This window comes from Pseudonocardia hydrocarbonoxydans (assembly GCF_006539565.1).
Classification (GTDB): domain Bacteria; phylum Actinomycetota; class Actinomycetes; order Mycobacteriales; family Pseudonocardiaceae; genus Pseudonocardia; species Pseudonocardia hydrocarbonoxydans.
Window position 1 is genome coordinate 114949 of the sequence record NZ_BJNG01000020.1, and the last position, 21774, is coordinate 136722.

The following is a 21774-nucleotide window of genomic DNA, read 5'->3' on the forward strand; positions in this document are numbered from 1 at the left end:
GGTGCAACAACGTTGCACCGTCGGTGCTGGCACGAACTGCCGTTCCACCTCGGGGAGCCTCACATGGGAATGCGGTCCGCACGATGGGTAGGCGCGTTGGCGGCCGGGGTGGTGCTCACGGCCTGCGGCGGCGGTGGGGCGGCGGCGCCGGAGGGGCCGCCGGAGAGCCTGGTGCTGGGCCTGGTGCCCTCGGCGGAGGTCGACCAGCTCGTCCTCGACGCCGACCAGCTCGCGGAGCTGCTCTCCGCCGAGCTCGGCATCCCGGTCGAGCCGGTCGTCAGCGACAGCTACGCGGCGCTCGTCGTCGCCATGCAGACCGGGCAGGCCGACATCGGGCTGTTCGGCCCGATCGCGCTCGTGCAGTCGGTCGACCAGGCGGGCGCGGTCCCGATCCTGCAGTCGGTGCGCCGTGACTCGCCCAGCTACCACACCCAGTGGATGACCAACGACCCCGCGAAGTACTGCACCACGCCGGTCGTGCAGGCCACCAACCCCGAGGGCAACACCTTCAACTACTGCAACGGCACCGACACCGCGACGGCCGGCCCGGTCGGCGAGGACGCGATCGGCGCGATCGCCGAGGGCGACACGGTGATGTTCGTCGACGAGGGCTCGGCCTCGGGCTACTACTACCCGGCCACCCAGATCCAGGAGATCACCGGGATCGACCCGCTCACCGGCATCGACGCCCAGTTCGCGGGCGGTCACCCCAACTCGGTGCTGGCCGTGGCCCGCGGGGACGTCGCGGTCGGCGTCTCCTTCGACGACGCCCGCAACGACGTGTTCGAGGAGGACCCGGAGATCGGCAGCAAGGTCACCGTGTTCGCCTGGTCCCCGGAGATCCCCAACGACGGGGTCTCGGTGCGCGGCGAGCTGCCGGAGGAGACCCGCACGGCCATCGCCGACGCCATGACCGCCGTCATCGCCACGCCGGAGGGCGCCGCGGCGTTCGACGCCGTCTACTCGATCGAGGGCCTGGTCCCGGCCGACCTGGACCAGCTCGACGTGGCCCGCCAGGTGGCCGCGAACTTCGGCGGATGATCACGTTCTCGGACGTCCGGGTCACCTACCCCAACGGGGTGCGTGGCCTGGACGGCGTCGACCTGACGATCCCCGACGGCGAGTTCGTGGTGGTCGTGGGCCTGTCCGGGGCGGGCAAGTCGACCCTGGTGCGCACCGTCAACGGGCTGGTGCCGGTCACGTCGGGGCGGCTGGAGGTCGACGGCAGGCGCGTCGACGGGGCGGGCCGCCGGGAGCTGCGGGCGATCCGCGCGGGCGTCGGCATGATCTTCCAGTCGTTCAACCTGGTGAAGCGCGCCTCGGTGCTCGACAACGTGCTGATGGGTCGGCTGCACGACACCCCGACCTGGCGCTCGGTGCTCGGCGTGCCGCGGGCGGCCGACCGCGAGCTGGCCTTCGCCGCGCTGGAGCGCGTCGGGATCGTGGAGAAGGCCTACACGCGGGCCTCCGAGCTCTCCGGCGGGCAGCAGCAGCGCGTCGCCATCGCCCGGGTGATCGCCCAGCAGGCGGGCGTGGTGCTGGCCGACGAGCCCGTCGCCTCGCTCGACCCGCCGACGGCCAACCAGGTGCTGCGCGACCTCAAGCGCATCGGCGGCGAGCTGGGGCACACCACCGTCGTCAACCTGCACTTCCTCGACATGGCCCGGCGCTACGCCGACCGGATCATCGGGATGCGGGCCGGGGCGGTCGTGTTCGACGGCAGCGCGGAGCAGGCCGACGACGCCGTCTTCGAGGAGATCTACGGCCGCTCGCTCACCGCCGACGACGTGCTGCTGCGGTGACCACGACGACGACCACGACGACGACGCCGCGGCCGGCCCCGCCCGGGGTCCGGTGGCCGTTGGTCGGCGGGGTGGCGGTGGCGCTCGCGGTGACCGTCTGGGCCGCGCTGGGCATCGAGTTCACCCTCGCGCCGCTGTTCACCGACACGCTGCGCGGGCAGCGGATCATCGCCCAGTTCCTCGACCCCGACTGGTCCTACGTCGTCCGGGTGTTGCCGGCGTGGGTGGAGACGCTGTCGATCGCGGTCGTCGCCTCGGTCGTCGGGTGCGTGCTGGCGCTGGGCGCGGCGATGCTGGCCAGCCGGGTCACCGCGCCGGGCACCGTGGTGTACCAGCTGGCGAAGGCCGTGCTGTCGGTCGTGCGGTCGCTGCCCGACATCGCCTACGGCCTGCTGTTCGTCGCCGCGGTGGGCACCGGGGCGCTCGGCGGGATCATGGCGCTGGTGCTGTTCAACCTCGGCATCGCCGCGAAGCTGACGGCCGAGACGATCGACGCCGTCGACCCCGGTCCGCTGGAGGCCGCCGACGCCGCGGGCGGCAACCGGGTCCAGCGCGCCGCCCGCGCGGTGTTCCCGCAGATCGCGCCCAGCTACCTGTCCTACTGCCTCTACGTGTTCGAGCTGAACATCCGCGCCTCGGTCGTGATCGGGCTGGTCGGGGGCGGCGGGATCGGCAACGTGATCTCCGTGGAGCTCTCGCGCTTCCGCTACGACCGGCTCGCCGCGCTGGTCGTCGCCCTGTTCGTGGTGGTGTTCGCGATCGACCAGCTCTCCCGCGCGGTCCGCCGGAGGCTGGTGTGAGGCCGCCCCGGCCGTCGCGCCGGCTGCGGCACGCGGGCTGGACACTGGGCACGCTGCTGCTGCTCGGCGCGATCGTCCTGGTCGACGCCCGGTGGGGCCGGCTGCTGGAGGCGCCCGCCGCGCTGTGGGACTACGGCGGCCTGATGGCCGACGGCGTGCTGCGCAACCCCTTCGACGGCGAGTTCCCCGAGTATTGGGCCGTGTCGTTCGAGCTGATGGTCGAGTCGCTGCAGATGGCGTGGATCGGCACCGTCATCGGGGCGCTGCTGTCGTTCCCGCTGGGCTTCGCGGCCGCGTCGAACATCGCGCCGCCTGCGGTGGTGCTCGGCGTGCGGCAGGTGCTCAACCTGATCCGCGCCGTACCGGAGCTGATCTTCGCGATCGCGCTGATGCTGCCGGTGTTCGGGCTCGGGCCGCTCGCCGGGGCGCTGGCGATCGGCGTCGGATCGGTCGGCACGCTGGGCAAGCTCACCAGCGAGGCGATCGAGTCCATCGACCCCGGGCCGGTCGAGGCCGCCCGGTCGACCGGCGCCCGGCCCGTCGCGGTGCTGAGGTGGGGGGTGGTGCCGCAGGTGCTGCCCGAGGTCGTCGCGTTCTGGCTGTACCGCTTCGAGATCAACATCCGGGCCAGCGCGGTGCTCGGCGTGCTCGGCGCGGGCGGTATCGGGTCCCTGCTGGCTCAGCTGTTCGAGCGGCGGCTCTGGGACCGCATCGGGATCACGATCGTGGTGATCGTGGTCGTCACCGTGCTGGTCGACCAGCTCTCCGCCGCCATCCGGCACCGCATCATCTCCGGCGACTCCCGCGCGGCCCGGCAACCGGCAGAATCCGTGCTGTGAAGGCCCCCGAGCCCGGTGGCGTGGTCGCCCGCATCCAGTCGCTGCTGCCCACCCTGCAGCCCAGCGAGCGGCGCGTCGCGGAGGCGTTCCTGGCCCGGCCCGACTGGGCCATCGAGGCGTCGTCGCAGGAGGTGGGCACGGCCGCGGGCGTCTCGCGCGCCACGGTCGTGCGCACCTGCCAGCGGCTCGGCTTCGCGGGCTACCCGCAGCTGCGGGTGCTGCTGGCCCGCGACCTCGGCATAGACCGGTCCACCGCGGTGGCCGCGACCGAGTCGGGGCTGCGCGAGTTCTACCGCACCGTCGCCGACTCCCTCGACGTCATGACGGCCCTGCTCGACGACGAGTCCGTCGACCGGGCGGTGCGGATCCTGGCCGGGGCGCGCCGCGTGCTGGTCGCCGGCAACGGCCTGTCGGCGCCCGTCGCGGCCGAGGCGGCGATGCGGCTCACCGCCATCGGCCAGCCCGCCGACGCCCCTCCCGACTACATGACCCAGCAGATCCAGGCCCGGCTGCTCACGGCGGAGGACGCCTGCCTCATCGTCAGCGGGTCCGGCGCCACCGACACCTCGGTCCGGGTGGCCGAGGCCGCGGCGGCGGCCGGGGCGCCGGTCGTCGTCCTCACCTCCTTCGGGGGCACCCCGCTCGCCGAGCACGCCACCGTCACCCTGGTCACCGGGATGCGGCAGACCTCGTTCTCCGACGAGATCAGCAGGTCGGTGCGGGTGCCGCAGACGCTGCTGGTCAACGCGCTCGTGCAGACGATCGCCGCCCGCTACCCCGACGTGGCCGCGGCGGCCCGGGCCCGGCTGCTCGACGTCATCGGCGGGGCGCTGGTCGAGGGGCCGCCACCGGGGAACTGAACGGCCGGGAAACTGAGCGCGCGGTGTCGATTCCGCCGCCGCCCGTTCGTCGTCATGCTGTGCGGCACCCCGGCCGCGCGACGACGAACAGGAGACCCGCGATGAAGTACCTGCTGCTGATCTACGGCGCCCCGCCCGCCGAGCCGCCGACGCCCGAGGCGATCGAGGCGGAGATGAACACCTACTGGGACTACGAGAAGGCCGTCGCCGAGGCGGGCGTCAAGCTCGGTTCCGAGGCGCTGCAGGGCACCGAGACGGCCACCACGGTCGAGGTGCGGGCCGACGGCGAGCGCGTCGTCACCGACGGGCCGTTCGCCGAGACCCGCGAGATCCTGGGCGGCTACTACCTGCTCGACGTCCCCGACCTCGACGCCGCGCTGGACTGGGCGGCCCGCTGCCCCGGCTCGCACAACGGCAACCGCATCGAGGTCCGGCCCATCCAGGAGTTCGAGGCGCCGTGAGCCACGGCGATGTCTGACGGGCGGGCGGCCGGCTCCGTCGAGGCGGTGTTCCGCGAGGAGCGGGGCCGGCTGCTCGCCGCGCTCGTCCGGCAGTTCGGCGACCTGGACCTCGCCGAGGAGGTCGCCTCCGACGCCGTCACCGCGGCGCTGGAGCGCTGGCCCGTCGACGGCGTGCCCGCCCGGCCGGGCGCGTGGCTGCTGACCACCGCCCGCCGCCGGGCCGTCGACGTGCTGCGCCGCGACCGCGCGTACGCGGCGCGGCTCGCGGTGCTGGCGGCCGAGGCCGACCGCGCCGAGCCGCCCGGCCCCGCCGTCGACGACGACGTGCCCGACGAGCGGCTGCGGCTGTTCTTCACCTGCTGCCATCCCGCACTCGCGCCGCCGGACCGGGTGGCGCTGACGCTGCGCTGCCTCGCCGGGCTCTCCACCCCCGAGGTGGCGCGGGCGTTCCTGCAGCCCACGGCCACCGCCGCACAGCGGATCGTGCGGGCGAAGAAGAAGATCCGCGCCGCCCGCATCCCGTTCCGGGTGCCGCAGGCGCACGAGCTGCCCGACCGGCTGCCCGGCGTACTCGGCGTGCTGTACGTGATCTTCACCGAGGGCTACGCGGCCAGCACCGGTGACGACCTGGTGCGCGCCGACCTCTGCGCCGAGGCGATCCGGCTGACCCGGATCCTGCGACGGCTGCTCCCGCGCGAGCGGGAGGCGGCCGGGCTGCTCGCGCTGATGCTGCTCATCGACGCCCGGCGCGCCGCCCGCACCGGCCCCGACGGCACGCCGGTGCTGCTCGAGCACCAGGACCGCGCGCTGTGGGACCCCGTCGCGATCGCCGAGGGCCGGTCGCTCGTCGTCGAGGCGCTGACCGGGGGCACGCCGGGCGGGTACGCGCTGCAGGCGGCGATCGCGGCCTGCCACGTGGAGGCCGCCGACGTCGCGACGACCGACTGGCCCCAGGTCGTCGCCCTCTACGACGTGCTCGCCCGCGTCGCCCCGTCGCCGCTGGTGGAGCTGAACCGGGCCGTCGCCGTCGCCATGCGCGACGGCCCGGCCGCCGGCCTGCCCCTGCTCGACGCGCTCGAGGGCGACCGCCGCCTCCGCGGCCACCACCTGCTGCCCGCCGCCCGCGCCGACCTGCTGCGCAGGCTGGACCGCCGGGCCGAGGCGGCGCAGGCCTACCGCGCGGCGCTGGAGCTCGTCGGCAACGAGCCCGAGCGCCGTTACCTGCGACGCCGGCTCGCCGAGGTCAGTTCGCCGACTCCTCGGCCAGCAGCAGGCGGATCCTCTGCAGCGCCCGGTGCTGGGTGACCCGGACGGCGCCCGGGCTGCTGCCGATCAGCTGCCCGACCTCCTCCGCGGTGTAGGACAGGCCGATCCGCAGCCCCAGCACCTCGCGGTGTTGAGGGAGCAGCTGGTCCAGCGCCCACCGCAGGCGGGCGATCTCCGTCGACAGGACGGCGGCGGCCTCCGGCCCGGGCGCGTCGTCGGCGTCGTCGGGCAGGACGTCGCGCGCGACCGAGCGGTCGCGGCCGGCGTAGCGGAAGCCGTCGACGATCTTGTTCCGGGCGATGCCGAAGACGAACGCCATGGCCGAGGTCTGCCCGTCGGAGCGGAACCGCGGCAGCGCGTGGCAGACGGCGAGCAGCACCTCCTGCGCGACGTCGTCGGGCCCGAGCGCGGCGTGCGCCCCGACGAGCCTGCTCCGGCAGTACCGGACGACCGGGGGCTGGACCAGGCGCAGGAAGGTGTCCAGGGCCGCGCGGTCGCCGCCCCCGGCGCGCCGGGCGAGGCCGTCGAGATCGTCCCCTTCGCCGTCCGGATCGGGCGGGTCGTCGTCGTGCACGTGGTCCCCTCCTGCGGGTACTGCGAACAGCGGCTCGCGACCACGGGCTGACCGGGTGCGGAGCGGTGGGTGGGAGCCGTCGGCGCGCAGCGTGAACCGACGCGGGGGCGACCCCGGGGGGAGCGCACGGGGCCTGGACCCGGTCGATGTGCCCGTCGACCGGAGGACCCGTGCGGCAGCGAAGCGTAGTGCGAAGAACACGCAGAGCAGTCCCGATGGGGTGATTTCGGCCGTATCTCGTACGGAACGGCGGCACGGGGTGTTCGTTTTGCGTCCACCGGGAGCCACGTGCGACCTCGTCCACGGGTCCGGCGGCGGGTGGGGGACGATGGGCCCATGCGCTACGTGGAGCATGTCGCCGACCTCGTCGGGAACACCCCGCTCGTCCGGCTGGGGGCCGTCGCCGAGGGCGTCTCGGCGACCGTGTTGGCGAAGGTGGAGTACTTCAACCCCGGCGGCAGCGTGAAGGACCGCATCGCGCTGCGGATGGTGGAGGCCGCGGAGGCCTCCGGCGAGCTGCGGCCCGGCGGCACGATCGTCGAGCCGACGTCGGGCAACACCGGCGTCGGGCTGGCGATGGTCGCCCAGCGCAAGGGCTACTCGTGCGTGTTCATCTGCCCGGACAAGGTCAGCGAGGACAAGCGCAACGTCCTGCGCGCCTACGGGGCCGAGGTCGTCGTCTGCCCCACCGCCGTGGAGCCCGAGCACCCGGAGTCCTACTACAGCGTCTCCGACCGGCTCGCCCGCGAGATCGACGGCGGCTGGAAGCCCAACCAGTACGCCAACGTGCACAACCCGGAGAGCCACTACCACGGCACCGGCCCGGAGATCTGGGAGCAGACCGACGGCCGGATCACGCACTTCGTCGCCGGCATCGGCACCGGCGGCACGATCAGCGGCACCGGGCGCTACCTCAAGGAGGTCTCCGACGGCCGCGTCCAGATCATCGGGGCCGACCCGGAGGGATCGGTGTACTCCGGCGGCGGCGGTCGGCCCTACCTGGTCGAGGGGGTCGGCGAGGACTTCTGGCCCAGCACCTACGACAAGGGCATCTGCGACCGGATCGTCGCGGTCTCCGACGGCGACTCCTTCGACATGACCCGCCGCCTCGCCCGCGAGGAGGCGCTGCTGGTCGGCGGCTCGTGCGGGATGGCGACGGTCGCGGCCCTGCAGGTCGCCCGCGAGCTGCCCGAGGACGCCGTGGTCGTCGTGCTGCTCCCCGACGGGGGCCGCGGCTACCTGGGCAAGGTCTTCAACGACGCCTGGATGTCGGGCTACGGCTTCCTGCCGCCCGCCCAGGGCTCCACGGTCGGTGACGTGCTGCGCCGCAAGGACGGCTCGCTGCCCGCCCTGGTGCACGCGCACCCGAACGAGACCGTCGCCGACGCGGTGCACTACCTGCGGGAGTTCCACGTCTCGCAGATGCCGGTCGTGCGCGCCGAGCCGCCGGTGATGGCCGCGGAGGTCGCGGGCGCGGTCGTCGAGCGCGACCTGCTCGACGCCCTGTTCACCGGCCGCGCCCAGCTGTCGGACCGGCTGGAGAGGCACATGTCGCCCGCCCTGCCCACCCTCGGCGCGAACGAGGCGCTGGACACCGCGATGAGCGCGTTCTCCACGGCCGACGCGGCACTGGTGCTGGTCGACGGCAAGCCGGCCGGGGTCGTCACCCGCTCCGACGTGCTCGCGTTCCTCGGCTCGGGCGGCTGACGGGAGCGCGTACCGGACCGGGGCTTGTCAGGACGGTCTCCGTGCCGCAAGGTGTAACCAACGGTTACACCCCGGCGAGGAGGCCGCATGACGACGCTCGAGGACCCCGCGGATCTGGTGCTCGTCGCGCGTGACGTGCGGTTCGACTGGGCCGACCTGCCGATGCACTGGCTGCCCGGCGAGCCCGTCGGCACCCACGTGCTCAACGTCCTGCACCTGCTGCTGCCCGCGGGCGAGCGGTTCTTCGTCGACCTGTTCACCCAGGCCCTGCCCCGGATCGCCGACCCGGACCTGCTGGAGCAGGTGCGCGGGTTCATCGGGCAGGAGGCGATGCACGCCGGTGCCCACGACGAGGTGCTCGAGGTGATGCGGGCGCACGGGGTGGACCCGCGGCCCTACACCGACCAGGTCGAGTGGATCTTCGACCGGCTGCTGGGCGACGGCACCGAGGCGTTCTTCGTCGAACGTCTCGCGATCGTGGCCGCCGTGGAGCACCTGACGTCGGTGCTCGGCGACTGGGTGCTGCACGCCGACGCCCTCGACGGCGCGCACCCGGTGATGCTCGACCTGCTGCGCTGGCACGGTGCGGAGGAGGTCGAGCACCGCTGCGTCGCGTTCGACACCCTCACCCACTTCGACGACTCCTACCTGCGGCGCGCCCGCGCGATGGTGCTGGTCGCGCCGGTACTGACCTGGCTGTGGTGCCGCGGCGCGCTGTTCCTCACCGCCGCCGACCCCGCCTGCCCGCGCCGCGCGCACCTCGTCGACTGGGCCCGGCTCGCGTGGGCGGGCGTGGTCCCGAACCCGCTGCGCCTGGGGGCGCAGGTGGCGAAGTGGTTCCGGCCCGGCTACCACCCGAGCCAGGACGGGTCGACGGCCGCCGCGGTGCGCTACCTGGCCACCTCCCCGGCGGCCAACCGGTGACCGCGGTCCCCCGGGACCTGCGCGGACGCGACCGCCCGGACCGGGCGATGGCCACGCTGGCGGCGGTCGGCGGGGCGTACCGGTCGCTGGCGCGCCGCCCCGGCCGCGCCCCGACGCCGGTCGACCGCACGCTGCACCTGCGGGTCGCCGAGCGCGTCGTCGTCGCCGACGGGGTGGTCGCGCTGCGGCTCGCCGCACCCGACGGGCGCCCGCTGCCGGTCTGGCAGCCGGGCTGCCACCTCGACGTCGGGCTCCCGTCCGGGCGGCGCCGCCAGTACGCGCTGACCGGTGACCCGGCCGACCGCCGCGGCTACCGCGTCGCGGTGCGCGCGGTCCCTGGCGGGTCGGGCTCGGCCGAGATGCACGCGCTGGCCGTCGGCGATGCGGTGGCCGTGCGCGGGCCGCGCAACGCCTTCCCCTTCGTCGTGCGGCCGCGGATGCTGTTCGTCGCCGGGGGCATCGGGATCACCCCGATCGCGCCGATGGTGCGCGCCGCCGCCCGGCTCGGCGTCGACTGGCGGCTGGTCTACACCGGCCGGACCCGCGCGAGCATGCCGTTCCTCGACGTCCTGCGGTCGCCGCGGGTCGCCGTCCGCCCCGACGACGAGTTCGGCACCCCGACCGACCTGCTGGCCACCGCGCTCGCGGGCGCCGCCGTCTACGCCTGCGGCCCGCCGCCGATGCTCGACGCGCTGCGCGCCGACCTGCCCGCGAGCCGGGCCACCGCGCTGCACGTCGAGCGGTTCAGCCCGCCCCCGGTGGTCGGCGGGCGGCCGTTCCGGCTGGTGCTCGCGCGCAGCGGCGTCACCCTCGACGTGCCGGCCGACCGGACGGTGCTCGACGTCGTCCGCGAGGTCCGGCCCGACGTCTCCTACTCCTGTCGCCAGGGCTTCTGCGGGACCTGCCGCATCGGCGACACCCTGATCTGTACCGACCGCGCGGCCGGTGACCGGCTCGTGCTCGACCTCTAGGAGAGCCGTGGGCAAGCAGATCGTGCGATCCGGCGACGTCCGCCTCGCCGTGTGGACGGCCGGCGACCCGGCGCACCCGACCGTCGTGCTCGTGCACGGCTACCCCGACACCCACGTGGTGTGGGACGAGGTGGTGGCGGTGCTGGCCGAGGACTTCCACGTCGTCACGTTCGACAACCGCGGCGCGGGCGCGTCGGACTGCCCGGCCGGGATCGAGCCGTACCGCATCGAGCAGCTCGCGGCCGACCTGCTCGCCGTCATCGACGCGGTGTCGCCCGAGCAGCCGGTACACCTGGTCGGGCACGACTGGGGCTCGATCCTGGCCTGGGAGCTGGTCACCGACCCGGCCGCCGCCGACCGGATCGCCTCCTTCACCTCCGTCGCCGGGCCGTGTCTGGACCACGTCGGCCACTGGATGCGCGGCTGGGCGGCGCACCCGAGGGCGTCGGCGGCGCAGCTGGTCAGGTCCTGGTACGTCGCCGCGTTCCAGGTGCCCGGGCTGGGCACGCTGCCGTGGCGGCTCGGGCTGGGCTCCGCGTGGGACGCGCTGCTCGCGCGCGTCGACGGGGTGCCGCGCCGGGAACGGGTGCGCAGCCGCGGCGCCGACGGCGAGATCGGCGTGCGGCTCTACCGCGCCAACATCGCGCGCCGGCTGCGGCACCCCGGCGAGCGCCGGACGGAGGTCCCGGTGCAGGTGGTGCACGCCGCCGGTGACCACTTCGTCGGCCCGGACATGGGCTCCGACGCGCACCGGTGGGTGCCGCGGCTGTGGCGGCGCACGCTGGCCGCGACCCACTGGGCGCCGCTGACCCACGGCCCCGCGCTGGCCCGGATGATCACCGAACTGGTCGACCACGTGCGCGGCGCCCCGGCGCCCGCGCTGACCCGGACCGCCCGCGAGGGCGAGTTCGGCGGGAAGCTCGTGCTGGTCACGGGCGCGGGCAGCGGTATCGGGCGGGCCACCGCACACGCGTTCGCGCAGCTCGGGGCGGAGGTCGTGGCCGTCGACGTCGACGCCGCCGCGGCCGCGCACACCGCCGGGCAGGTCGACGGGCACGCGTTCGCCGTCGACGTCTCCGACGAGGCGGCGATGCGCAAGCTCGCCGACGAGGTCGTCGCGGCGCACGGGGTGCCCGACGTCGTCGTCAACAACGCCGGGATCGGGCACTCCGGCACGTTCCTCGCCACCACGCCCGACGAGTGGCGCCGCGTGCTCGACGTCAACCTGTGGGGCGTGATCCACGGCTGCCGCGAGTTCGGGGCCCGGCTGGTCGAGCGCGGTGAGGGCGGGCACGTCGTCAACGTGGCGTCGGCGGCGGCCTGGCTGCCGGCGACGGACCTGGCCGCCTACTCCACCAGCAAGGCGGCGGTGGCGATGCTGTCGGACTGCCTGCGCGGGGAGCTCGCCGCGCACGGCATCGGCGTCTCCACGATCTGCCCCGGCCTGATCGACACGAACATCACCCGGACCAGCACGTTCTCCGGCCTCGACGACGCCGCGCAGGACGCGCGGCGCGCGCACGCCGCCGCCGTCTACGGGCGGCGCAACTTCCGGCCGGAGGGGGTGGCGCGCGAGATCGTCGACGCGGTGCGCCGCTCGAAGGCCGTCGTCCCGGTGACGCCCGAGGCCACCGTGGTGCGCCTGCTGTCGCGGCTCTCGCCCGGCCTGCTGCGCACCCTCGCCGCGAGCGGGCTCGACCGGGGTGCGCCGGTGGCCCGCTGACGGCGCCGTGCACGCGCGTACCGTTCCACCCATGCCCGGCTTCTCGACGAACGCCATCCACGCGGGCCAGGAGCCCGACCCCACGACCGGAGCGGTGATCACGCCGATCCACCCGTCGTCCACCTTCGCCCAGGACGGCGTCGGCGGGCTGCGCGCGGGCGGATACGAGTACTCGCGCTCGGCCAACCCGACCCGCACCGCGCTGCAGGAGTGCCTCGCGGCGCTGGAGGGCGGCCGGCACGGCATCGCGTTCGGGTCGGGCATGGGCGCCTCCGACGTGCTGCTGCGGGTGCTGCTCGCCCCGGGTGACCACATCGTCATCCCGCACGACGCCTACGGCGGCACGTTCCGCCTCGTCGACAAGATCCTCACCGGGTGGGGGATCGAGTACACGCCGGTCGACCTCGCCGACGTCGCCGCCCTGCGGGCCGCCGTCCGGCCCACCACCCGGGTGATCTGGTGCGAGACCCCGACCAACCCGCTGCTCGGCATCGCCGACATCGCCGCGCTGGCCGACGTCGCGCGCGGGGCGGGCGCCCGGCTCGTCGTCGACAACACCTTCGCCTCGCCCTACCTGCAGACCCCGCTGGCCCTGGGCGCCGACGTGGTGCTGCACTCCACCACCAAGTACGTCGGCGGGCACTCCGATGTCGTGGGCGGCGCACTGGTGACCGGCGACGACGAGCTGGCCGAGCGGCTGCGGTTCACCCAGAACTCGGTGGGGTCGGTGCCCGGCCCGTTCGACGCCTGGCTGACGCTGCGCGGGGCCAAGACCCTCGCGGTGCGCATGGAGCGCCACTGCGACAACGCCGAGCGGGTCGCCGACCTGCTGGCCGGGCACCCCGCCGTGTCCCGTGTGCTCTACCCCGGGCTGCCCGAGCACCCCGGCCACGAGGTGGCGGCCAAGCAGATGCGGCGCTTCGGCGGGATGGTGTCGTTCACCGTCGCCGGTGGCCGCGAGGCGGCGCTGCGGGTGTGCGCGGCCACCCGGCTGTTCACCCTCGCCGAGTCCCTCGGCGGCGTCGAGTCGCTGATCGAGCACCCGGGTGCGATGACCCACGCGTCCGTCGCGGGGTCGGCGCTCGAGGTGCCCGACGACCTCGTCCGGCTCTCCGTGGGCATCGAGGACATCGAGGACCTGCTCGACGACCTGCGCACCGCCCTCGGCGCCGCCTGAGGCCCGGGCGTCAGCCCCGGTCCGCCGTGTCGTCGGCGGGCGGGGCGGGCGGGGGCGGGTCGGCCACCAGCAGGTCGCCCGCGGCCACGCACCCGCCGACCAGCTCGTACCCGCCGCCGTCGAGCATCTCGAGGTAACCGGGTTGGTCGCAGCCCGCGTCGCGCACGGTGGCCACCGCCACGGCGGCGAGGGTAGCCGCGACCAGCAGCGGAGCGAGCATCCGCAGCCGCGTCATCCGACCTCCCCCAGGCGAGGGACCACCGGCTCTTCACGGCGGCCCTACGCCGTCGAGGCTACCGGGTGGTCGGCCGGGAGGCCGGACGGCAGCCCGAACACCGGGAACAGGGCCTGATCGAGGAACGTCGCCACGCCGGTGACCGCCTCGCCGGTGAAGGTGAGCACCTGCAGGGCGAAGGGCCGGAACCGCCCGTCGTCGCCGCGGAGGTAGAGCGCGAAACCCGGTTGGGCGTTGGCCGCGACCGGGAGCAGCCGGAAGTCGCCCGGCCCGCCCGGGCAGCGGATCTCCAGGTGCCGGGCCACCGGCCCGCGCCCGCGGTACCAGGCCTCGAACGGCGGCATCTCCCAGGCCACGTCGGCGGCGAGCAGGGCGACGATCGCCGGCACGTCCTTCACCTCGAACGCGGCGACGTAGCGGTCGAGCAGGTCGCGCTGGGTGGGCGTGAGCGGCCCGGCGACGTCCTCGCGGTGGGGGGCGACCTGCTGGAGCTGCGCCCGCGCCCGCTGCAGGGCGCTGTTGACCGCGGCCACCGAGGTGTCCAGCAGCTCGGCCACCTCCGCCGCCCGCCACTGCAGCACCTCGCGCAGCAGCAGGACGGCGCGCTGGCGGGCCGGGAGGTGCTGCAGCGCGGCGACGAACGCCAGGCGCACCGCCGCCCGTGCGGCGACGACGGCCGCGGGGTCGGCCCCGGCGTCGGGGACCACGGCGTCGTCGGGGGCGGGCTCCAGCCAGGCGATCTCGGGGTTGTCGCGCAGCGGGTCGTCGGGATCGGAGCCGGTGCCGTGCAGCCCGGCGGGCATCGGGCGCCGCGCGCGGCCCTCCAGCGCGGTGAGGCAGGTGGTGGTGGCGATGCGGTGCAGCCAGGTGCGCAGCGACGAGCGGCCCTCGAACCGGTCGTAGGCCCGCCAGGCCCGCACCAGCGTCTCCTGCAGCATGTCCTCGGCGTCGTGCACCGACCCGAGCATCCGGTAGCAGTGGGCCAGCAGCTCGCGCCGGTACGGCGCGGCCAGCTCCAGGAAATCGTCCCGGGCGGGCCGTTCGATGGTGGTCACGACGTTCTCCCCTCGGCCCCGGTGAGCCTAGGACCAGGCACCGACGTTTTCCGGTGCCGGGCCGCGCGCACCACGGTGACGCGCGGGCCGGGTGCGAGGATGCCGCCATGGCCGCAGCAGAACCCCACGCCCGGCCGGTGCCCCCCGTCGGCGCGGACGACATCCGCGCCGCCCGGGAGCTGCTGGCCGGCGTCGTCACCACCACCCCCGTCGCCCGGTCGCGGGCGCTCGCCGAGCGCTGCGGCGGGCCGGTGTGGCTCAAGTGCGAGAACCTGCAGCGCACCGGCTCGTTCAAGATCCGCGGCGCCTACACCCGGCTGCACCGGCTCGACGCGGGGCAGCGGGCGGCCGGGGTCGTGGCGGCCAGCGCGGGCAACCACGCGCAGGGCGTGGCACTGGCCGCGCAGCTGCTGGGCGTCGAGGCGACCGTCTTCATGCCGGACGGGGCCGCGATCCCCAAGGTCGGGGCGACCCGCGGCTACGGCGCGCAGGTGCACCTGGTCGGCGAGACCATCGAGGGCTCGATCGCCGCCGCCGTCGAGTTCGCCGAGCGCAAGGGCGCGGTGTTCGTCCACCCCTTCGACCACCCGGACATCATCTCCGGGCAGGGCACGGTCGGCCTGGAGATCCTGGAACAGGTGCCCGACGTGGCGACGGTGCTGGTCTGCACCGGCGGGGGTGGGCTGCTCGGCGGGGTCGCGGCCGCGGTCAAGGCGCAGCGGCCCGACGTGCGGGTCGTCGGGGTGCAGGCCGAGGGCGCGGCCGCGTGGCCGGGCTCGCTGGCGGCCGGGGCGCCCACCACGCTGCCGAGGATGCGCACGATCGCCGACGGGATCGCCGTCGGCCGGCCGGGGGACCTGACCTTCCCACAGGTCACGGCGCTGGTCGACGAGATCGTCACCGTCGACGAGGACGCGCTGTCCCGGGCTCTGCTGCTCTGCCTGGAACGCGCGAAGATGCTGGTGGAGCCCGCGGGCGTCGCCGGGGTGGCGGCGTTGATGGAGCACCCGGACCGGTTCGACACACCCGTGGTCGCCGTGCTCTCCGGCGGCAACGTCGACCCGCTGGTCCTGCTGCACGTGATCCAGCACGGCATGGCGGCCGCGGGGCGCTACCTGTCGCTGCGGGTGCGGATGGCCGACCGACCGGGCGCGCTCGCCGGGGTGCTCACGTTGATGGGCACCCACGGCGCCAACGTCCTGGACGTGGCGCACACCCGGATCACCGGGGCGCTCGAGCTGGGCGACGTCGAGGTGGCGCTGACCCTGGAGACACGCGGGCCCGAGCACTCCGCGGAGCTCCTCGACGTCCTGCGCGAGGCCGGGCACGTGACGGTGGACGACACGGCCCGCCGCGGCTGACCCGCCGTCCACCGTGCACACCGGGTGGTCACCGTGCACACCGCTCGACGTGTGCACGGTGACCGCGGGGTCTGCACGGCGGGCACGGGTCAGGCGCGGAAGGGCTCCGCGGCGACGAGGGAGACCTTCATGCTGCCGCCGTCGGGCAGCGGGTACTCGCGGGTGTCGCCGACGTGGGCGCCGAGCAGCGCGGCACCGAGCGGTGAGTTCGGCGAGATGACCTCGAGGTCGCCGCGGCTGCCCTCCTCGCGGGAGCCGAGCAGCACGGTCTCGGTGTCGTCGTCGCCGTCGTAGCGCAGCTTGAGGACCATCCCGGGAGCGGCGGTGTCGGAGCTGGTGGGGGCGGTGCCGACCTGGGCGGTGCGCAGCAGCTCCTGGAGCTGGCGGATGCGGCCCTCCTGCTGGCCCTGCTCCTCACGGGCGGCGTGGTAGCCGCCGTTCTCCTTGAGGTCGCCCTCCTCGCGGCGGGCGTTGATCTCGGCAGCGATGACGGGGCGGTTGGCGATCAGCTGGTCCAGCTCGCCCTTGAGACGGTCGTACGCCTCCTGGGTCAACCAGGTCACCTGGGTGTCCGTCACGGTCATCACTCCTCCAGCCTGTACAGGTCACCACGCCCGCGGACCGTGTGTCCGTGGGTCGGGACCCACCCCGCTCGTGGGCGTCCCCGTTCCGGGCGCTGCCCGGGGGTGGCGGCCCCGGGGTGGCCCCTGAGTAAGGAAAAACACGACCCGCCTGCGGGCCGTGTACAGCTCACGGTAACACGGTGTCAGCCGCTCGTCGCAGCCTTTCGTCGAACGGTCGTGTGTCCGGAGAAGTTCCCGGTAGACCCATCCTCGCAGGTCAGCGCATCCGATCGGGGGGTCGGACCGCCCCGCGGACGGCCCAACGGACCAGCCTGCGCCGTTCGTCGTCCACCGCTCGGACCACGGTGAGCGAGCATCCCGGTGACCGGTGGGGAAGGGTATGGGGTGCCGGCACGTTGCACCCCGCGAGGCCGACTCACCGCCACGTTGTCGGGGGGCTCTGCCACGATCGTCCACAGCACTGCTCCTGATCCCGGAAGGACCACGGCCGAGCTCATGTCACTGCGACTGATGGCGGTGCACGCCCACCCCGACGACGAGGCGAGCAAGGGCGCCGCGAGCTCCGCCCGCTACGTCTCCGAGGGCCACGAGGTCATGGTCGTGACCTGCACCGGAGGCGAACGCGGCAGCATCCTCAACCCGGCGATGGACCGTCCCGAGGTGGTCGCCGATTTGCCCGCCGTCCGCCGGGCCGAGATGGCGCGGGCGGCCGAGATCCTCGGTGTGCAGCACCGCTGGCTCGGCTTCGTCGACTCGGGGCTCCCCGAGGGCGACCCGCTGCCCCCGCTGCCCGAGGGCTGCTTCGCGCTGGAGGACCTCGAGGTCGCCACGGCCCCGCTGGTGGCGCTGATCCGCGAGTTCCGTCCGCACGTGATCGTCACCTACGACGAGAACGGCGGCTACCCGCACCCCGACCACATCAAGACCCACGAGATCTCGATGGCCGCCTGGGAGGCCGCGGGCGACCCGAGCCGGTTCCCGGGCACCGGCGAGCCGTGGGAGCCGCTCAAGCTCTACTACTCGCACGGGTTCTCCAAGGCCCGCCTGCTCGCCTTCCAGGAGGCGATGGAGGCCCGCGGGCTGGAGTCGCCGTACAAGGAGTGGCTGGAGAACTGGTCCGACCGGCCCGATCCGGGGCTGCGCGTCACCACGCGCGTGCGCTGCGACGACTGGTTCCACCTGCGCGACCAGGCCCTGATCGCCCACGCCACGCAGATCGACCCCACCAGCCGCTGGTTCCTGGTGCCGCCGGACATCCAGCGCGAGGTCTGGCCCACCGAGGACTACGAGCTGGTGCGCTCCGCGGTCGACGCCCCGACGCCCGAGGACGACCTGTTCGCGGGCATCCCCGCCGAGGTGGCGGTGCGGCGGGCGGGCTGAGGGAGACGTAGGGTCGCAGACGTGAACGTCGTACTGGTCGACCTGGGCGCGGTGCCGGCAGCAGCGGCCGCGCACGTTGCCGTGCCCACGCAGAGCGGCGGGGTCGAGCCGCCGCCGGGGGAGCCGGAGTTCGGCAAGGCCTCGCCGGTGGCGCTCGTGGTCATCCTGCTGCTCGGGGTGGCCACGCTGCTCCTCATCCGGTCCATGACCAAGCACCTGAAGAAGGTGCCGGCGTCGTTCGACCCGCCGGAGTCCGAGTCCGGCCCGGCCGACGGCGAGACGGCCGGCCCCAGGCAGCCCTGACGGCGCCCGCCACCCGACCGACCCCGGTCGCCCCACCCCCTGGCCCCAACCCGCAGCCGTCGCCCGGCGGCCCGCGCCGCCCGGGCTGCGGGGCCCGGGATGACCACCCCGCGAGTCCCCCGTTTCCCGTCCGCGAGTCCCCCGTTTCCGGTCAGCGAGTCCTCCGTTTCCGGTCAGCGAGTCCTCCGTTTCCGGTGAGCGGTGATGTTTCCGGCCGGCGGTGGACTCGTACTTCCCATGCCTGAGTTCCGCGGCGGCCGGGGCGTCGGGACGACCGGCACGACGGACGTGCTGGGCCGGCGCCGGTCGGGCCCGTCGGACTCCGTCTGGACGACCGTGGGTGGGCAGCATCTCGTCGACGACACTCGACGCACGGAGCCCGGATGCAGGGGTGAGGCCGCCCGACCCGCGCGACGTGGAACCGCCCCCGTGACAGGAGCCGCGACGCCTGGACCCGGATAGCTCGACTCGTGCGCCCGAGAACCACGACTCGCCTGCGCGGAACGGGGGACTCGCGGACGGAAGACGGGGGACTCGCGGACGGGAAACGGGGGACTCGCGGGGTTCGCTGGGGGTGAACGGGACGGCGGTGGTGCAACCCGCAATGTGGTGTAATCTCGTAATCGTTGTTGCGGACCTGGGAGGTCGGGATGAGCGGGCGGATGCACCGGGGATGGCACGGGGGAGCGGGACGGGGCGGGCGGGGGCCCGGGCGCGGGGGGTGGCAGCAGGCCGACCTGCCCGACGCCGACGACGCGGGCGCGTGGCTGCAGGGCCGGCTGCCCGACGGGTGGTTCGTCTCGGCTCCGGAGGTGACCGTCGACCGTGAGGAGATCGTGGTCGTCGGCGAACTGCCGCCGGTGGACGGGGAGTTCGGTGACAGCGAGGCGGGTCGGGCCGACCGGGCGGCCGCGGTGGCCGGGCGGATCTCGCGGTTCCGCGAGCAGACCCGCGAGGAGCGCATCGAGATCGCGCGGCAGGCCGAGCACCGCTACGGGCGCAAGGTGGCCTGGGGTGCGCGGATCGGCGACGACGTCGAGCTGTTCACCGTGGCGTCGGTGCCGGTGATGACGCGGCTGCGCCAGCCGGAACGGGTCGTGCTGGACACGCTCGTCGACTCCGGCGTCGCCCGCTCCCGCTCCGACGCGCTGGCCTGGGCGGTCCGCCTGGTCGGGCAGCACGCCGACGAGTGGCTGGGCGAGCTGCGTGACGCGATGGCGCGCGTGGACGAGCTGCGGGCGAAGGGCCCGACCGGCGACGGCGGGTAGCGGTCGACGGAGCGGGCGACACGTCGCTCGATGACGAAGACCCGTCAGAACAGGGCGAGCCAGATCGCCACGTGGTGGCACACCGCGGCGAGCACGGTGGCGGCGTGGAAGAACTCGTGGAACCCGAACGTGCGGGGCCACGGGTTGGGCCAGCGCGTGGCGTAGAAGACCGCGCCGACGGTGTAGAGCAGCCCTCCGGTGAGCAGCAGCACCAGCGCCGCCACGCCGCCACCGACCAGCAGGTCGGGCAGCACGAACACCGCGACGTAGCCCAGCGCCAGGTAGACCGGCACCCCGACCCACGCCGGCGCGTGCGGCCAGCGCAGCTTCAGCGCGACGCCGGCCAGCGCGCCCGTCCAGACGATGATCAGCACCACCCGGGCCCGGTCGGGGGCCATGGTCAGGGCGATGACCGGGGTGTAGGTGCCGGCGATGAACAGGAAGATCATGGAGTGGTCGAGCCGCTTCATGATCATCCGGCTGCGGGCGGTGCGCCAGGTGCGGCGGTGGTAGAGCGCGCTGGTGCCGAACAGCCCCAGGATCGTCACGCTGTAGATCGAGGTGGCCAGGGCCGCGCCGCCGCCGACGAGCGAGGCGGAGACGGCGATCAGGGTGGCGCAGGCCGCGATCGACACGGCGAACGACCAGAGGTGCAGCCAGCCCCGCATCCGTGGCTTGACCAGCGGCGGCGTGGCAGGGAGAGGCGCGACGGTCCCGGCAGACACGTGCCGAGATTACGCCACGGCCCCCGTGCGGCGGGTGTCGCGCGGATGAATCCGCCGCCGTGGTGCGGCCGATCACGGGCCGCGGTCGGCGTAGGCTCTCCGGCCGTGGGCGTCCGCGAGGTGCTGTACTCGGTCTACGAGCGTCGGATCAGCCGCCGGCTGGAGCAGGCGGGTGGGCGGCCCCGGCACGTCGCGCTGATGCTCGACGGCAACCGGCGGTGGGCCCGTGACGCCGGGCTGGTCGACGTCAACGACGGGCACCGGGTCGGCGCGGCGAAGATCGCGGATCTCCTCGGCTGGTGCGAGGAGGCGCAGGTCGAGGTCGTCACGCTGTTCCTGCTGTCCACCGACAACCTCACGCGCCCACCCGCCGAGCTCGAACCCCTGCTGGAGATCATCGCCGACGTCGTCGACGAGCTGAGCGGCCCGTCCGCGCGGTGGCGGCTGCGCGTCGTCGGGGCGCTGGACCTGCTGCCCGCCGAGATCTCCGACCGCCTCGCGAACGCCGCGGCCCGCACCACCGGCCGTTCGGGGCTCCAGCTCAACGTCGCGGTCTGCTACGGCGGGCGCCAGGAGATCGCCGACGCCGTGCGCAAGCTGCTGCTCCAGCACGCCGAGTCGGGCACCTCGATCGAGGAGCTGGCGGAGGTGCTCGACGTCGACCACATCGCGGCCCACCTCTACACCTCCGGCCAGCCCGACCCGGACCTGGTCATCCGCACCTCCGGCGAGCAGCGGCTGTCGGGCTTCCTGCTCTGGCAGTCGGCGAACTCGGAGTTCTGGTTCTGCGAGGCGTACTGGCCGGAGTTCCGCAAGGTCGACTTCCTCCGGGCCCTGCGCGACTACGCCGCCCGGCACCGGCGCTTCGGCTCCTGACCGCCCGACCACGACAGCGGCGCCGGACCCCGTGTGGGGTCCGGCGCCGCTGTCGGAGCTACGGGCTGTGGATCAGCCGATGCCCTGGACGACCGAGCCGCCCGAGGAGTTCTCCTGCGAGCACTCGCGCACGTCGCCGGCGCCGCCCTCGTCCTCGGCCTCGGCCTCGCCGAGCAGGCCCAGCGCGCCGGTCAGGTCGGCCTGCACGTCGGAGACCTGGACGCCCAGGACGTTGACGGGCACGTCGTTGTTGCACGCCTGCACGGGGACGTTGACCTCGTTGTCGGCCACGTTGACCAGGCCGGTGTTGTCGCCGTCGTCCTCGACGGAGTTGACGGCGGTGTCGCCGTCGCGGTCGTAGTCGCCCTTGTCGCCGGCGAAGGCGAGCGGGCTGACGGCGAGCAGGCCTGCAGCGGCCGCGGCCACGATGATTCCAGCCTTCTTCAGCACAGTTATCTCCTGTTTGTGATCCGGATACGACCGAAGCCGTACCCATTCAGAGCCAGCGGCCGAGTGGGGAGCCCGCGCTGGCTGGAGCGAACGTATCGCCTCGTCCGGGCGAGTCACAAACCGCGTAACTCCATCGGGTGTAGCACCCATTTCGGCAAATAGATACGCCCCCTTTCGGGGACTGTTTCGCATGCCCTGGACGAGTGACGCAGGTGAACCGTGGGTCACGAGTGACACCGGTCGGTGGACACACGACAGCGGCGCCGGACCCCGATGAGGGGTCCGGCGCCGCTGGTGGAGCTAGGGGCTGTGGATCAGCCGATGCCCTGGACGACGGAGCCGCCCGAGGAGTTCTCCTGCGAGCACTCGCGCACGTCGCCGGCGCCGCCCTCGTCCTCGGCCTCGGCCTCGCCGAGCAGGCCCAGCGCGCCGG

General features: G+C 74.3%; 23 protein-coding genes. 17 read left to right on the forward strand and 6 right to left on the reverse strand.

Annotation, left to right across the window (positions count from 1 at the left end; all coding sequences use genetic code 11):
* The first annotated feature begins 63 nt into the window (after positions 1-63).
* From phnD to PHY01_RS14495, 7 genes are all read left to right on the forward strand, one after another.
* Positions 64-1041, forward strand: a complete 978-nt coding sequence (phnD, locus tag PHY01_RS14465; protein ID WP_218030153.1) for a phosphate/phosphite/phosphonate ABC transporter substrate-binding protein — start codon at positions 64-66, stop codon at positions 1039-1041.
* On the forward strand, positions 1038-1802 hold the full coding sequence (gene phnC / locus PHY01_RS14470; protein ID WP_141279167.1) for a phosphonate ABC transporter ATP-binding protein: 765 nt from the start codon (positions 1038-1040) through the stop codon (positions 1800-1802). Before phnD ends, phnC begins: the two co-directional genes overlap by 4 nt.
* Positions 1799-2602 carry a phosphonate ABC transporter, permease protein PhnE gene (phnE, locus tag PHY01_RS14475; protein ID WP_141279168.1) on the forward strand — a complete coding sequence of 268 codons (804 nt, stop codon included), beginning with the start codon at positions 1799-1801 and terminating at the stop codon, positions 2600-2602. Before phnC ends, phnE (PHY01_RS14475) begins: the two co-directional genes overlap by 4 nt.
* Positions 2599-3441 carry a phosphonate ABC transporter, permease protein PhnE gene (gene phnE / locus PHY01_RS14480; RefSeq protein ID WP_141279169.1) on the forward strand — a complete coding sequence of 281 codons (843 nt, stop codon included), beginning with the start codon at positions 2599-2601 and terminating at the stop codon, positions 3439-3441. Before phnE (PHY01_RS14475) ends, phnE (PHY01_RS14480) begins: the two co-directional genes overlap by 4 nt.
* Positions 3438-4301 (forward strand): MurR/RpiR family transcriptional regulator, encoded by an 864-nt coding sequence (locus PHY01_RS14485; RefSeq protein ID WP_170183814.1) that lies wholly within the window; start codon positions 3438-3440, stop codon positions 4299-4301. The genes phnE (PHY01_RS14480) and PHY01_RS14485 overlap by 4 nt, the downstream gene beginning before the upstream one ends.
* A 101-nt stretch (positions 4302-4402) precedes the next feature.
* Complete coding sequence (locus tag PHY01_RS14490) at positions 4403-4762, forward strand: YciI family protein (RefSeq protein WP_141279171.1); 360 nt, start codon at positions 4403-4405, stop codon at positions 4760-4762.
* Positions 4763-4771: 9 nt separating this feature from the next.
* Entirely contained in the window at positions 4772-6067 is a 1296-nt protein-coding gene (locus PHY01_RS14495) for an RNA polymerase sigma factor (RefSeq protein ID WP_141279172.1), read from the forward strand.
* On the opposite strand, the gene PHY01_RS27115 is transcribed toward PHY01_RS14495, so the two are convergent.
* Entirely contained in the window at positions 6006-6602 is a 597-nt protein-coding gene (locus tag PHY01_RS27115) for a sigma-70 family RNA polymerase sigma factor (protein WP_218030154.1), read from the reverse strand. The genes PHY01_RS14495 and PHY01_RS27115 overlap by 62 nt on opposite strands.
* A 336-nt stretch (positions 6603-6938) precedes the next feature.
* Here PHY01_RS27115 and PHY01_RS14505 point away from each other — a divergent pair, with 336 nt between their 5' ends.
* The 5 genes from PHY01_RS14505 to PHY01_RS14525 all read left to right on the forward strand — a co-directional run bounded on the left by PHY01_RS14505 (position 6939) and on the right by PHY01_RS14525 (position 13104).
* Positions 6939-8309 (forward strand): cystathionine beta-synthase, encoded by a 1371-nt coding sequence (locus PHY01_RS14505; RefSeq protein WP_141279174.1) that lies wholly within the window; start codon positions 6939-6941, stop codon positions 8307-8309.
* An 87-nt stretch (positions 8310-8396) separates the two neighbouring features.
* Positions 8397-9233 (forward strand): metal-dependent hydrolase, encoded by an 837-nt coding sequence (locus PHY01_RS14510; protein WP_141279175.1) that lies wholly within the window; start codon positions 8397-8399, stop codon positions 9231-9233.
* Positions 9234-9280: 47 nt separating this feature from the next.
* A complete protein-coding gene (locus PHY01_RS14515; protein WP_141279176.1) occupies positions 9281-10204 on the forward strand; it encodes a PDR/VanB family oxidoreductase in 924 nt (307 codons plus the stop codon).
* Positions 10205-10211: 7 nt separating this feature from the next.
* Complete coding sequence (locus PHY01_RS14520; protein WP_141279177.1) at positions 10212-11927, forward strand: SDR family oxidoreductase; 1716 nt, start codon at positions 10212-10214, stop codon at positions 11925-11927.
* 31 nt (positions 11928-11958) lie between these two features.
* Positions 11959-13104, forward strand: coding sequence for a cystathionine gamma-synthase (locus tag PHY01_RS14525; RefSeq protein ID WP_141279178.1), 1146 nt, complete (start codon positions 11959-11961; stop codon positions 13102-13104).
* 10 nt (positions 13105-13114) lie between these two features.
* Here PHY01_RS14525 and PHY01_RS14530 read toward each other — a convergent pair whose 3' ends face one another.
* On the reverse strand, positions 13115-13339 hold the full coding sequence (locus PHY01_RS14530; RefSeq protein ID WP_141279179.1) for a hypothetical protein: 225 nt from the start codon (positions 13337-13339) through the stop codon (positions 13115-13117).
* A 44-nt stretch (positions 13340-13383) separates the two neighbouring features.
* A complete protein-coding gene (locus tag PHY01_RS14535; RefSeq protein WP_246085902.1) occupies positions 13384-14394 on the reverse strand; it encodes a sigma-70 family RNA polymerase sigma factor in 1011 nt (336 codons plus the stop codon).
* Between the two features lie 107 nt (positions 14395-14501).
* On the opposite strand from PHY01_RS14535, the gene ilvA reads away from it, so the two are divergent.
* Complete coding sequence (ilvA, locus tag PHY01_RS14540) at positions 14502-15755, forward strand: threonine ammonia-lyase (RefSeq protein ID WP_141279180.1); 1254 nt, start codon at positions 14502-14504, stop codon at positions 15753-15755.
* A gap of 89 nt (positions 15756-15844) precedes the next feature.
* On the opposite strand, the gene greA is transcribed toward ilvA, so the two are convergent.
* Positions 15845-16339, reverse strand: coding sequence for a transcription elongation factor GreA (gene greA, locus PHY01_RS14545; RefSeq protein ID WP_218030155.1), 495 nt, complete (start codon positions 16337-16339; stop codon positions 15845-15847).
* Positions 16340-16834: 495 nt separating this feature from the next.
* Between greA and mca the strand changes: the two genes are divergently transcribed.
* From mca to abmR, 3 genes are all read left to right on the forward strand, one after another.
* Positions 16835-17719, forward strand: coding sequence for a mycothiol conjugate amidase Mca (gene mca, locus PHY01_RS14550; RefSeq protein ID WP_141279182.1), 885 nt, complete (start codon positions 16835-16837; stop codon positions 17717-17719).
* 21 nt (positions 17720-17740) lie between these two features.
* On the forward strand, positions 17741-18022 hold the full coding sequence (locus PHY01_RS14555; protein ID WP_141279183.1) for a hypothetical protein: 282 nt from the start codon (positions 17741-17743) through the stop codon (positions 18020-18022).
* A 662-nt stretch (positions 18023-18684) separates the two neighbouring features.
* Positions 18685-19290, forward strand: a complete 606-nt coding sequence (abmR, locus tag PHY01_RS14560) for an ATP-binding transcription factor AbmR (protein ID WP_141279200.1) — start codon at positions 18685-18687, stop codon at positions 19288-19290.
* Positions 19291-19334: 44 nt separating this feature from the next.
* Here the strand turns inward: abmR and trhA are convergent, their stop codons facing one another.
* Positions 19335-19958, reverse strand: coding sequence for a PAQR family membrane homeostasis protein TrhA (gene trhA / locus PHY01_RS14565; protein WP_141279199.1), 624 nt, complete (start codon positions 19956-19958; stop codon positions 19335-19337).
* 162 nt (positions 19959-20120) lie between these two features.
* Here trhA and PHY01_RS14570 point away from each other — a divergent pair, with 162 nt between their 5' ends.
* On the forward strand, positions 20121-20891 hold the full coding sequence (locus PHY01_RS14570) for an isoprenyl transferase (protein WP_246085903.1): 771 nt from the start codon (positions 20121-20123) through the stop codon (positions 20889-20891).
* Between the two features lie 72 nt (positions 20892-20963).
* Here the strand turns inward: PHY01_RS14570 and PHY01_RS14575 are convergent, their stop codons facing one another.
* Positions 20964-21341 carry a hypothetical protein gene (locus tag PHY01_RS14575; RefSeq protein ID WP_141279184.1) on the reverse strand — a complete coding sequence of 126 codons (378 nt, stop codon included), beginning with the start codon at positions 21339-21341 and terminating at the stop codon, positions 20964-20966.
* Positions 21342-21774: the final 433 nt, after the last annotated feature.